The organism is Mucilaginibacter myungsuensis, from assembly GCF_015222005.1.
Taxonomy (GTDB): domain Bacteria; phylum Bacteroidota; class Bacteroidia; order Sphingobacteriales; family Sphingobacteriaceae; genus Mucilaginibacter; species Mucilaginibacter myungsuensis.
In genome coordinates, this window is sequence record NZ_JADFFL010000003.1 from 169,605 (window position 1) to 182,499 (window position 12,895).

The 12,895-nt window shown below is 44.8% G+C and carries 10 protein-coding genes; all 10 read left to right on the forward strand.

The window, feature by feature from the left end:
* Positions 1-171 precede the first annotated feature (171 nt).
* Entirely contained in the window at positions 172-1,377 is a 1,206-nt protein-coding gene (spt, locus tag IRJ16_RS08315; protein WP_194111093.1) for a serine palmitoyltransferase, read from the forward strand.
* Positions 1,378-1,475: 98 nt separating this feature from the next.
* Positions 1,476-2,594 (forward strand): GNAT family N-acetyltransferase, encoded by a 1,119-nt coding sequence (locus tag IRJ16_RS08320; protein ID WP_194111094.1) that lies wholly within the window; start codon positions 1,476-1,478, stop codon positions 2,592-2,594.
* Positions 2,591-3,574, forward strand: coding sequence for an NAD-dependent epimerase/dehydratase family protein (locus IRJ16_RS08325; protein WP_194111095.1), 984 nt, complete (start codon positions 2,591-2,593; stop codon positions 3,572-3,574). Before IRJ16_RS08320 ends, IRJ16_RS08325 begins: the two co-directional genes overlap by 4 nt.
* A gap of 36 nt (positions 3,575-3,610) precedes the next feature.
* Positions 3,611-4,936: an inositol-3-phosphate synthase gene (locus tag IRJ16_RS08330; RefSeq protein WP_194111096.1), complete on the forward strand. Its 1,326-nt coding sequence runs from the start codon at positions 3,611-3,613 to the stop codon at positions 4,934-4,936.
* Between the two features lie 369 nt (positions 4,937-5,305).
* A complete protein-coding gene (locus IRJ16_RS08335; protein ID WP_194111097.1) occupies positions 5,306-7,867 on the forward strand; it encodes a DUF5686 and carboxypeptidase-like regulatory domain-containing protein in 2,562 nt (853 codons plus the stop codon).
* Positions 7,868-7,904: 37 nt separating this feature from the next.
* Positions 7,905-8,636: a CDP-alcohol phosphatidyltransferase family protein gene (locus tag IRJ16_RS08340; RefSeq protein ID WP_194111098.1), complete on the forward strand. Its 732-nt coding sequence runs from the start codon at positions 7,905-7,907 to the stop codon at positions 8,634-8,636.
* A gap of 4 nt (positions 8,637-8,640) precedes the next feature.
* Positions 8,641-9,222, forward strand: coding sequence for a DUF4833 domain-containing protein (locus tag IRJ16_RS08345; protein ID WP_194111099.1), 582 nt, complete (start codon positions 8,641-8,643; stop codon positions 9,220-9,222).
* Between the two features lie 14 nt (positions 9,223-9,236).
* Positions 9,237-9,872 (forward strand): sterol desaturase family protein, encoded by a 636-nt coding sequence (locus IRJ16_RS08350; RefSeq protein WP_194111100.1) that lies wholly within the window; start codon positions 9,237-9,239, stop codon positions 9,870-9,872.
* Complete coding sequence (locus IRJ16_RS08355) at positions 9,873-10,805, forward strand: phosphatase PAP2 family protein (protein ID WP_194111101.1); 933 nt, start codon at positions 9,873-9,875, stop codon at positions 10,803-10,805. It abuts the gene before it with no gap.
* A 135-nt stretch (positions 10,806-10,940) separates the two neighbouring features.
* The gene (locus IRJ16_RS08360; RefSeq protein WP_194111102.1) at positions 10,941-12,761 is read left to right on the forward strand and encodes a hypothetical protein; all 1,821 of its coding nucleotides are present in this window, start codon (positions 10,941-10,943) and stop codon (positions 12,759-12,761) included.
* Positions 12,762-12,895: the final 134 nt, after the last annotated feature.

The window sequence follows — 12,895 nt, forward strand, 5'->3', positions numbered from 1 at the left end:
TAAAACAGAAAAATACATTAGCATGGCAGTTGTTTTGTAAAATTTTTAATTACTTTGCAGGTTATAAACCATTCGTTGTTGTGTTAAGGCAACGTTAGAAAAATTATGAACTTGGTTTAAGTTTTCGCTTTTTCATGGTACTTTTACAAAAAATTTAAGCAGAGTTAATACATGGGTAAAAAACTACATGATAAAATTGCTCAGTTCAAGGACGCGGCAGTGATAAAGGAAGCGGGTTTATACCCCTACTTCCGTCCTATTGAGTCCGGTCAGGACACAGAGGTTATCATTGACGGGAAAAGAGTTTTGATGTTCGGTTCGAATTCTTATTTAGGATTAACAAGCCATCCTAAAATTAAGGAGGCATCAAAAAGAGCGATTGACAAGTACGGTACAGGATGTGCAGGGTCGAGGTTTTTAAATGGCACACTTGATATCCACGTCGAGTTAGAGAACAGACTGGCAGCATATGTTGGTAAAGAGGCTGCTGTATTATTCAGCACCGGTTTTCAGGTGAATTTGGGTGTATTATCATGCATCACAGGCCGTAATGACTATTTGATCCTTGATGAATACGATCATGCGTCATTGATCGACGGGAGTCGTCTTTCGTTCTCTCGCGTTATCAAATATGCGCATAACGACATGGCCGACCTGCAGCGTAAGCTAAGTATTTTACCAGAGGACTCTGTAAAGGTTATCGTGATCGATGGTATATTCAGCATGGAAGGCGACATTGTTAAATTGCCTGAAATAGTAGAACTTGCCGACCAATACGGTTGCAACATTATGGTTGATGATGCCCATAGCTTAGGTGTAATAGGCCATCAGGGTGCCGGAACGGCATCGCACTTTGACCTTACCGATAAGGTAGACCTGATCGGTGGTACTTTCAGCAAATCACTTGCCTCGCTTGGTGGTTTTGTTGCCAGCGATGCAGTGACCATAGATTACTTAAAGCACCGCGCCAGATCATTAATGTTCAGCGCAAGTATGCCGCCTGCCGCAGTAGCAAGTGTTATAGCAGCTTTAGATATTATACAATCTGAACCTGAACGAATAGAAAAACTTTGGGCGAATACAAATTATGCCATGAAATGCTTGTTGGATGAGGGCTTTGACCTTGGCCCGACCGAAAGCCCGATATTGCCGATATTTGTACGTGATAATGAAAAGACCTTTATGGTGACCAAGCACTTGCAGGAAGCGGGCATCTTTGTTAACCCGGTCGTTTCTCCGGCCGTGCCTTCAGATTCGTCTTTATTACGTTTCTCGCTGATGGCTACACACACCTTCGAGCAGATAGACGAGGCTATCGAAAAAATATCAAAAGCATTTAAAGATGTTGGCGTAACGGCTGTTAAAGAGAACATCTAACAAAAAGAAATCCCCATATTTACGGGCATTTGGAATTTAACCCGAATGCCCGTTTTTTATTACCCCTATTAAGCAACCCTTTTCAACATTATCATCAAGTGAAAACTATCGTAACTGTAAGCTCAAAAAAGCAGCTGGCTGCATTTATAGATTTTCCGCACGATCTGTATAAGGATGATCCTTACTACGTACCCGAGCTTTTTATAGCCCAGCGGGATCTGCTCACCATCCACCCCTTCCATAAGCATAACACAGTTCAGCCGTTCATCTGCTACGATGGCGAAAAGATCGTAGGCCGTATAGCCGCCATCCTGAACAACGCGCATAACGAGTACAATAAAAAGAACGATGGTTTCTTCGGTTTTTTTGATTGTGTGAACGATAAGAAAGTATCGGCACTGTTATTTGAGACCGTTACAAAATGGTTAAAGGAAAAAGGCGTTACCGGTGAACTATTAGGTCCTGTAAACTTCTCGACCAACGAACCATGCGGTCTGCTGGTTGAAGGCTTTGACAGCTCGCCCGTGTTAATGGACACCTATAACTTCCCTTACTATGCCGACCTGATCCAGAACGCTGGTCTTGAAAAAGACATCGACCTGATATCATGGCATTGGGATGGAAATAACTATGATGATAAGTCGGTACGCCTGCTTGATGCTTTGACGGGCCGCTTAAAACGCAGCAATATCACCATCCGCAAGATCAACTTAAAGGACTTCAAGAACGAGGCTGCCAAGTTGCGCGAGGTTTATAATTCAGCCTGGGACCAGAACACGGGCTTTGTTCCGCTGACCGACGACGAGTTCGATTATTTAGCTAAGGACCTAAAACTGATCCTGGATACTGACTTTGCCCTGGTAGCCGAGCAGGATGGCAAAATAGTAGCCTTCGGGCTGGCACTGCCTAATTATAATGAGATATTCAAGACCATCAAGAAAGGTCGCCTGTTGCCTACTGGTATCTTTAAACTGCTGTTTGGTAAAAAGAGCATCAAGAGTATCCGCATTTACGCTTTGGGCGTAGTTGACGGTTACCGCAAGATGGGTATCGAAGCGGTGCTGTATGGCACTATCATTAAAAACTACACCGCCCGTGGCTTTAAATGGGCGGAGGCCGGTTGGACACTGGAGAACAATACCATGATCAACGAAGCGATCATTGCCATAAAAGGCGATCCGTATAAAAAGTACCGTTTGTACAAAAGGAAGATATGAAGGAGAAGGTTCTGATAACCGGTGCGAGTGGGTTTGTGGGTTTCCATCTGATAGAAGAGGCACTGAAGAATGATCTGGAGGTTTACGCGGCCATACGCAAGAGCAGTAGTATTGACCATTTGAAAGGGCTGGACGTTAATTTCGTTTACCCTTCATTCAGTAACGCCGATGCGCTGACCAAAGAGTTTGCAGAGAATGGCTACCAGTATGTGATCCACGCGGCGGGCCTTACCCGCGCCTTGACCGAGGAGCGTTACAATGAGGTGAATGTGGGATACACCGTCAACCTGGCTAAAGCGGCGGCGGCTACACCCGGCTTTAAAAAGTTTGTGCTGATCAGTAGTTTAGCGGCTGTGGGTCCTTTGCCTACGCTGACCGGCATGCTTACAGAGAAGTCTATCCCAAGGCCGGTGACCGCGTACGGACAAAGTAAATTGAATGCCGAACACGCCATTAAAACTATTTCGGGATTGAATTGTATTATACTCCGCCCAACGGCCGTTTACGGCCCGCGGGATAAGGATATTTTTATCGCCCTGAAGCAATTCTCTAAAGGATTTGAACCTTACATAGGCCGCACCGAACAAAAGATGAGTTTTATTTACGTTACCGACCTGGCTAAAGCTGCTGTACGCGCGCTATACAACGGTAAAAACCAGGCTTATAACTTAAGCGACGGTAACTTTTACGATAGGTATCAACTGGCAAATATCACTACGGGTATATTGCGCGTGAAAACGTACAAAGTTCATCTACCTGTAAAGTTTATAAAAATTGTTGCGGGTCTGGCCGACATTTTTGGTTCTTTGCGCAAGCAAGCCCCGGTATTAAGCCGCGAGAAACTGCACGAACTGACCGCCGTTAACTGGTACTGCGCTATTGATGAAGCTAAGCACGATCTTGGTTTTTATCCGCAGCACGATCTTAACTCCGGGCTTAACGAGACCATCAGTTGGTATAAAGCCAATGGCTGGTTATAACAAGCTTAACATCAAAACTAAAATAAGTAATTACCAATGAAAATCAACATTCAACCTGCCAAGGGTAAACTGGGCATCCTGATGCCGGGCCTTGGAGCAGTTGCAACCACCATCATTGCAGGGGTTGAGGCCGTAAAAAAAGGCATCTCAAAACCAATTGGTTCACACACGCAAATGGGTACTATCCGCTTAGGCAAACGTACCGAGAACCGTAACCCAAAGATCAAAGATTTTGTGCCATTGGCCAGCCTTAACGATATCGTTTTTGGCGGCTGGGACGTTTTTGAAGATAACGTATATGATGCAGCCATGACGGCCGAGGTTTTAGAACCAGGCCTGCTGTTCTCTGTAAAAGAGGAGTTAGAGAAGATAAAGCCGATGAAGGCTGCCTTCGACCTTAACTACGCCAAGAACCTGACCGGTACCCACGTTAAAACAGGTACCCGTTTAGAGATGGTGAACGAGTTGATGGAAGATATCAAGAACTTCCAAAAAGACAACGACCTTGATCGCGTAGTGTTATTGTGGACCGGTTCTACCGAGATCTACTACGAGCCAACTGACGTACACAGCACTTTAGAGAAATTTGAAGCAGGCCTTGCTGCCGACGACAAACTGATCGCCCCAAGTATGCTTTACGCTTACGCTGCTCTTAAAATGGGTATCGGTTATGTGAACGGTGCACCAAACTTAACAGTTGATATCCCGGCATTGATCGAGTTGGCTAAGCTGACCAAATCACCTATCGCAGGTAAAGACTTTAAGACCGGTCAAACTTTGATGAAGACCATTTTGGCACCGGGCTTAGCGGCACGTTCGTTAGGTGTACGTGGCTGGTTCTCAACCAACATATTGGGTAACCGCGATGGATTGGTATTGGACGATCCGGATAACTTTAAAACCAAAGAGGTTTCTAAATTGGGCGTATTAGAGGATATCTTTAAACCTGAAGATAACCCTGATCTGTATGGCGATATCTTCCACAAGATCCGTATCAACTACTACCCTCCTCATGGCGACAGCAAAGAGAGCTGGGACAACATCGACATTTTTGGCTGGTTAGGTTACAAAATGCAGATCAAGATCAACTTCCTGTGCCGCGACTCTATCCTGGCTGCTCCGGTTGCATTGGACCTGGCCCTGTTCTTAGACCTGGCTAAACGCGCGGGCATGGCAGGTGTACAAGAGTGGTTATCATTCTACCTAAAATCGCCGCAGACTGCTCCGGGCTTGCCTGCCGAGAACGATATCTTTAAACAGTTACAAAAATTAGAGAACACGTTGCGCTACATCATGGGCGAAGACCTGATCACGCACTTAGGTCTTGACTATTACGACGATATGTTTGCCGGTCAGGAATAATCTCCGGCATTAGCATAAAAAAGACCATCGCCAACAGCGGTGGTCTTTTTTATTTCATCCATTTTGTTACTTGCGCCCTTAGCATTTTTTGCTATATTAGCCATGCATTCCCGTCTGCCAAAATATTGACTTTTTGACCACATAAGTCTATCCTCTTTTTTTCATACCTTTGTACCGTTTTTACAAGCTTTATGCATCCCTAAGCATTCGTTAAAACTCTAATCCCGTTTTAATCGTTTGTAGTGTTTAAACAGAGAAGAAAACCCCGTCGTTATCGTTCTGTTAGGTGGTGGCAACGCTAAATTTTTAAGCGTTTGTAATATTCAAGGCCGAATAGAAGTCTGTATAAACGTAACTGTAATTTAACACATGGATATAACGCGTTATACAAAAAACTTTCTCCTTATCACCCTACTATATCTGTTGCCGGCAACGTTGTTCGCACAATCGCAAACCGTTATTACCGGTATAGTTACCGATGCAAAAACGCGTCAGCCTTTGCCTTTTGTTACCGTATCTTTCAATAACTCTAACATTGGTACCAACACTAATGACCAGGGCCGTTACTCGTTAAAAACTTCTCAGCGCTTTATGCAGATCAAGGCTACTTATGTGGGTTACAAACCTGTAGTAGTGAACATTGTAGCAGGCAAAGAGCAGGCTGTCAGCATCAAAATGGAATCGACCAGCGAGGACCTTGCACAGGTAGACATTAAAGGTGCAAAACGTGCCCGTTATACCAATAAAGACAACCCGGCGGTAGAGCTGATCCGCCAGGTGATCGACCATAAAGAGCAGAATAAACCAGAGGCTTACGATTTTGTGGAATACAAAGCTTACGATAAGCTGCAAATATCTTTTGTGAACGTATCAGAGAAACTGGGCGATAAAAAACTATTCAGAAAATATAAGTTCTTATTGGACAATAAGGACACTACCCTTGTTCCCGGCAAATCGCTATTGCCTGTTTACCTGAACGAAAAGTTGTTACAAACCTACTATCGTAAAAACCCCGAGAAAAAACGTGAGATACAATTAGGCGAAAAGAATGTGAACTTTGGCGGCTTTTTAGATAACGAAGGCCTTAACCAATACATCAAACACATTTATACGGATGTGAACATCTATGATAACAATATCATGCTGATCACTAATCAGTTCCTAAGCCCGATATCTGATGTAGCGCCGTCGTTCTACAAGTTCTTTATTCAGGATACTGTTGTCGTGAATAACCAAAAGCTGATTGAACTGACCTTCACTCCGCGTAACACTACCGATATGCTCTTTGAGGGTAAGATCTATATCACCCAGGATGGCAACTTTGCGGTACAGAAAGCCGAATTGGTGATCAATAAGAACATCAACCTTAACTTTGTAAAATCTTTAAAGGTTATTCTAGATTTTGAGCAGAACCCTGATAAACGCTACCACCTGAGCAAGAGCGAGACCATGGCCGATTTTGGCTTCAACAAAAACCGCAAAGGCGGTATTTTTGGCGACCGGATGGTGACCTTTAAAAACTATCTGGTGAACCAACCCCGCCCCGATACAACTTACACCAATGGCAACGGCGAGGTATTAGAAGAGGTACAGAACCGCAGCGAAGATTTTTGGGCCAAGAACCGCTTAGATACGCTGACCACCGCCGAATCTAAAGTTTACAAGAACATCGACAGTTTGAATAATATGCCGTCGTTCAAGCGTGCGGCCGATATCGCTACTTTGTTATTCGCGGGTTACAAATCATTTGGCCCTGTAGAGGTTGGTCCGTCTAACGCGTTCTATAGCTTTAATCCGGTCGAAGGCTTCCGTCTGCGTTTGGGTGGCCGTACTACTACCGAATTAAGTAAACGTTACTACTTTGAAACCTTTGGCGCTTATGGCTTTAGGGACGAGAAGTTTAAATACTTTTTAAGTGCTACTTATTCGCTTAACGATAAATCTATCTATCGTTTCCCGCAAAACTATATCCGTGCCAGCATCCAGCGCGATACCAAGGTGCCAGGTCAGAACCTGATGTTCATCCAGGAAGATAACTTTTTCCTGTCGTTCAAACGTGGGGTCAACGATAAGTATCTGTATAACGATAACTACAAATTCAACTACGTACACGAGTATCGCAACCACTTCTCGTACGCGTTAGGCTTCAACAATTGGACGCAGTCTCCGGCGGGGTCATTGTACTTTGTTGGCAATGCCAACAGCACAACACCAAATGTTGTGAATAACCTTACCACTACCGAGGCGACATTAAATTTGCGTTATGCGCCGGGCGAGCAGTTCTTTCAGGGTAAACTATACCGTATCCCTATCCCTACGGGCAACCCTATCTTCACGTTCAACTACGTAAAGGGGATGAAAGGCGTATTTAATAGCTCGTACAATTATAACGTGCTGGACTTTAGGGTAGATAAACACTTTTATCAATCGATCTTCGGCTATTCTGACGTATCGTTACAGGCCAACCGATTGTTCGGTAAGGTGCCATTCCCGTTGCTGACCATTCATCAGGCTAACCAAAGCTACGCTTACGATATAGAATCGTACAACCTGATGAACTTTATGGAGTTTGTGAGCGACCGCTACGTAGCCTTTAAAATAGATCAGCACTGGCAAGGCCTGTTCCTGAACAAGATACCGTTGATCAAGCTGTTAAAACTTAGGGAGACAACCACTTTTAAAATATTAAAGGGAAGCGTTAGCGAAAACAACAACCCAAACATAGACCGTTCACTTTACCAATATCCGGTAAAGCCCGATGGTTCGCCTATTACTTACGCACTGGGCAACGCGCCTTACATAGAGGGAAGTATAGGTTTAGAGAACATTTTTAAAGTGATCCGCGTAGACGTGGTTAAACGCTTTAGTTATTTAGATCATCCGGACATTGCCCCTATCGGTATCCGCGCAAGGGTGAAATTTGATTTTTAAATTTTTGTTAACTTTAAGGCAAGTAAACATCAACCACATGGACAGCCAGGCAAGATCACTACGCACCGACTTACAATTAGGCATTTACAAGATCATAGATCCGTTTGTAAAACTGCTGATCAAATTAGGATTGACCCCCAACGCGGTCACCACCATTGGCTTTGTGCTTAACCTTGGCGTAGCCGTGATCTTTGTGATCGGCGCCGAAGAAGGTAACCGCGGCGAGCTAAGCTACGTAGGCTGGGCCGGCGGCCTTATCCTTTTCGCAGGCTTGTTTGATATGCTTGACGGACAGGTTGCACGCTTAGGTAATATGAAATCGATTTTCGGAGCTTTGTACGATTCAGTTTTGGATCGTTACAGCGAGTTGATCATGTTCCTTGGGATATGTTATTATTTGGTGGCTCACCATTATTTCATCAGTTCGATAGCGGCTTTTGTGGCCATGATAGGTTCGTTGATGGTAAGCTACGTACGTGCCCGTGCCGAAGGTTTAGGTGTAGAGTGTAAAGGCGGCCTAATGCAACGCCCGGAGCGCGTGGTGACCATCGGCTTGTGCGCCATTGGCTGCGGCTTAGGCTCGATCTACCTGGGCGGCGATTACAAAATGTACATCCCGGGTTTTAAGTACCACGTGTTCGAGACCATCACCATATTTACTTTGCCGATAGTGGTTTTGGCATTTTTAACAAATATTACCGCCGTTAACAGACTGATCGAGGCTAAACAGGCGTTAATGGAAAAAGAAAAGAACGACAATACCAATTAATTTAATGCGCTTAATATTCTCATTGCTGCTGGCCCTGGTCACTTTTACCGGCTACGCAAGTAACACTGCTAAAGATAAGATCGTCGCGACGGACGATACCGTCAAACGAAACCTGAAAAAAGATCTGGTGTATCCTAACCCCGCCAACGTAAACAAATTGTTTTACGTTCAGCGCGACCCGAATACCAATACGCTGATCTACGAACTAAAGACCGATAAGAACGGTGTATTGGACAAAGAAGAGCCGATGCACGTGTATTGGATCCGTTATGCCGATAAAGGACAAAAAGAGGAGCTGAACTACATACAACGCAAGTTTGCATACGGCCTCAACATCAAACCGACCAGGAACGATGAGTACGATGTGCGCTTTGTGTGCTACAAAAAGTTGGGCCTCACCCTGGCTAAGGACGACTATGGAAAATATCGTATCTTTGGACCTATCGCCAAAAAGCAAGCCATTTTAAACCGTATATTTGTTAGGGTTGAAGGTGGGACCCTTTTTGTGCCTAATATACTTTACGTAGAGTTGAGAGGTATTGACCCCGAGACCGGTAAAGAAATAACAGAACGTTTTAAACCCTGATATAGACGCGAGAGATGAAAAAGAACTATGTATCAAACTCTTCCGAGAGTGTGCGCATGTTTAAAAGTGACTTTTTAGAAAGTCTGTCAAAGGTGCATTTTACCGTGCCTTTGTATGTGTATGTACCCGTATTTTTCGCTTGCAGCTATTGGGCTTTGTTCGAGACCGGCTTAGGCTTTGTTAACTACATCGCCATGTTCGCTTCAGGACTGTTCATTTGGACACTGACCGAATATATCCTGCACCGTTTTGTGTTCCACTATGTGCCTAAGGCGCCGTGGGCTTTGCGTTTGCACTTCATCTTTCACGGTGTACATCATGATTATCCAAGTGACGCTAAACGTTTGGTAATGCCGTTGTCGGCCAGTATCCCATTGGCTGCCGGTTTCTTTTTCCTGTTCAGATGGTTATTGCCCGAAGGTTTTGTGTTCGGTTTTTACGCCGGCTTTATCCTGGGTTATTTGGTTTACGATATCGGTCACTACGCTATCCACCACTTTAACTTTAAAGGTGGTATGTGGAAACGCATTAAACAACACCATATGCTACACCACTACAGCGACCCGGCATCGGGCTACGGTGTAAGCTCGCCGCTTTGGGATAAGATCTTCCGTTCAGATTTCGAGAAAAAACCGGGTAAACAAGCGTAAATGGATATACAGGGGCAGGCAGTTACTGTTAATGCCAGGTCTGTTACGGTGCTCACCCTGCTATCGGCGGGATATCTGCTGCTGTCTTATTACCTCATCGGTTTTAAAACGGACGAGGTGGTGCTGGTGGCTATGGTCAATGGGCTGTTCTACATCTCGCCCATCACCCGTAAGTTCATATTAGGCTTTGCGATATTTGCCGTTTATTGGATCATTTTCGATTACATGAAGGCATTCCCCAACTACCGTTTCAACGCGGTACACATTGCCGATCTATACAATTTTGATAAGGACCTGTTCGGCTTCACCTTCAACGGAAAACGCGTAAGCACTAACGAATATTGGCTGGCAAACTCCAAACCATGGATAGATATTATGGGCGGTATTTTTTATCTGTGCTGGATCCCGGTGCCGATGGCTTTTGCCATCTACTTGTTTTTCACCCGTAAAAAGGAATTCCTGTATTTCGCGCTAACGTTCTTCACCGTAAATATGCTCGGTTTTGTGGTTTACTACACCTTCCCTGCCGCACCACCCTGGTATGTGCAGTTACACGGGTTTGAATTTATAGCTAACACGCCTGGCAACGTAGCAGGGCTGGCCAGGTTTGACGCGTTGGTGGGCTCGCCCGTTTTTAAAGGCATCTACGCAAAAGGATCAAACGTATTCGCTGCTATGCCATCGCTGCATTCGGCCTACCCGATAATCGTAGTTTATTACGGCCTTAAAAACAAATTAGGCTGGTTCAATATTATACTGGCGACGGTGATGGTGGGCATTTGGTTCACGGCGGTGTACGCCAGTCACCACTATATCGTTGATGTTTTAATGGGCATAGTGTGTGCTACAGTAGGCATTTTATTTTTCAATGCCCTGGCGCATACTAAAACCATTGGTGGTATTTTAAACAATTACGTAAAGATCGTATCCTAATTTTCTATCTATTTACCTGAAAACTGATCGTTTTTAACCCAAGATCAATTAGCTTTCAGAATTAGGTGGTATCCGGTATTTCTATCTACATTTATCGGCATGTTATTTGTGCGGATAATAACAAGCACTACTTACATGACGAGAACAGCTTTACTTTCTGCGATATTTTTATGCACCGGCGTGCTTTGTGCCCAGGCGCAAACGGCCAGCATTGATATTGGCAAGATAGAAGCCATCGCCAACTCGAAATCTGCAGATAAAAATCCTGGCACGAAAACCGCTGCAGTCAAGTCGGCCAAGGCAGACAAGGCAGAACCGCAACTCGACCCGGCCACTTATGAGGACGAAGCGCAGAACAAACAAAAAGCGAAATACTTTGCCAGGCACATCAGCCTGATCAATAACGACAGCTTTGGATTGACTTTAGCAGCCAACCCTGCACCGGCCGCTCCAAAACTGGCGCAATTCACGATAGCCAAAGGCAAAGCGCCCGAAAAGAAAAACTTTACAGCGAAAGACGCGGCTTACTTCCGCAAGCAGATCACTATGTTCAATGCTGATGCCTTCGGTCTGAATTTGGAGCCATATGTTGCTGCTAAAAAGAAGGTCGCAGATAAAAAGCCAGCTAAAGAAGAAGTAGCGACTGCATCTATTGATATCCCGGCCGTTGTTACTACTGCCACTACTGTCGTCACAGATGCAGTGACTACCATCACTTTCGATAATACGACCGCCGGCACCACTACTCCGGACGCAGCACCAGAAGTAAAATTCACGGCAAAGGATGCGGCTTATTTTAAAAAGCGCATCAGTTTGTTATCCGGCGATGACTTTAAATTGAAATTGGTGACCTACAAAGCGGCCGCTAAAAAAGAAACAGAGGCAATTGCCACCGCGCCTAAATTCAAGGCTAAGGATGCTGCTTATTTCCGCAAGCATATTAGTTTGATAGATGGTGACGTTTTCCAACTGGCTTTAGCTGTCAATGGTGCTGAACAAAAACAGGTTACTTCGGATGTCGCTGTTGCGCATACAGTAAACAAAGTGATCTATATCCCAGAAAATAAATTCGCAACGGGTATTTTTGCATACGTTCCTAAAGAAGACCCTAAGTCGCCGATACCATCGGTGACAGATCAGGAATTGCAAGATCACTTGTACAGCAAGTTAATGGTCACCATGAGCGAGACCGGGCAGTACTTTACCACCATCATGGCTGATAGTAATAGCGCCAAGATCCCGCAAAGGATGCCTGCCAACATCACTACGCTGAAACAAGAGATAGGATTAGTTTACAACGATACCTTGCGTGCCGCACTTTATCAAAAAGTAATTTCCCGGTGGTTAGGATACGATTCTATCAGCATCCGTACTACCAAACGTTACTACCAGGACGAGGCTATAGAATTTACCATGAAAGCGCTGCATACCTACTCTAAAATGGGCAACCCGGATGGTATGCAGTTAAGCTACACCAACCTGGCCAAAGTTTATAAAGACCAACGCGTATTCCCTCAGGCAAAATGGTTCATCCTGCAAGCCAACACCATCGCCCGCGAGGAGAAGAATTATAAGAACATCATCAACACCCTTATTGATCTGGCGGGCATTAAACGCGCCGTTAATGACCACGAGATGGCCGTAGATGATCTGAACGAGGCCTTACGTATCGCCAGCCAACGTGGCCTGCTGAAACAAGAAGCCGCCGTGCAATCCAACTTAGCAGTAGTTTACGGTGAGTTAAATGAATTGACCAAATCGAGCAATGCCGCTAAACGTCGCGATGCGATCGAGGATTCTATCCGTAAATCCGCCGAAGCCAAGAAAGTAGCGGCCGAGAAAAAAGCGACCGACAAGAAAAAGAAAGAGGCTACCGACAAAGCCAAGAAACAACCTGACGCATCTGAACAAGTAACCGCACCAGCCGACTCTACCCAAAGATCGGCGTCATTATAATATCTCCCACTCCTCTATCGTTTAAGATCGTTGCCCGTTAATTTACTATCAGTAAAGGGATATCCCGATTGCACTTAAATTCATTGCCGGATCAAACCTTGGCGTAAAACGTCGGTCAATACTCACAATAAAAA

What these genes read in the sequence shown, in the direction of transcription:
- spt (WP_194111093.1), top strand. Translation starts at nt 172, where the DNA reads ATGGGTAAAAAACTACATGATAAAATTGCTCAGTTCAAGGACGCGGCA.
- IRJ16_RS08325 (WP_194111095.1), top strand. Translation starts at nt 2,591, where the DNA reads ATGAAGGAGAAGGTTCTGATAACCGGTGCGAGTGGGTTTGTGGGTTTC.
- IRJ16_RS08330 (WP_194111096.1), top strand. Translation starts at nt 3,611, where the DNA reads ATGAAAATCAACATTCAACCTGCCAAGGGTAAACTGGGCATCCTGATG.
- IRJ16_RS08335 (WP_194111097.1), top strand. Translation starts at nt 5,306, where the DNA reads ATGGATATAACGCGTTATACAAAAAACTTTCTCCTTATCACCCTACTA.
- IRJ16_RS08340 (WP_194111098.1), top strand. Translation starts at nt 7,905, where the DNA reads ATGGACAGCCAGGCAAGATCACTACGCACCGACTTACAATTAGGCATT.
- IRJ16_RS08345 (WP_194111099.1), top strand. Translation starts at nt 8,641, where the DNA reads ATGCGCTTAATATTCTCATTGCTGCTGGCCCTGGTCACTTTTACCGGC.
- IRJ16_RS08350 (WP_194111100.1), top strand. Translation starts at nt 9,237, where the DNA reads ATGAAAAAGAACTATGTATCAAACTCTTCCGAGAGTGTGCGCATGTTT.
- IRJ16_RS08355 (WP_194111101.1), top strand. Translation starts at nt 9,873, where the DNA reads ATGGATATACAGGGGCAGGCAGTTACTGTTAATGCCAGGTCTGTTACG.
- IRJ16_RS08360 (WP_194111102.1), top strand. Translation starts at nt 10,941, where the DNA reads ATGACGAGAACAGCTTTACTTTCTGCGATATTTTTATGCACCGGCGTG.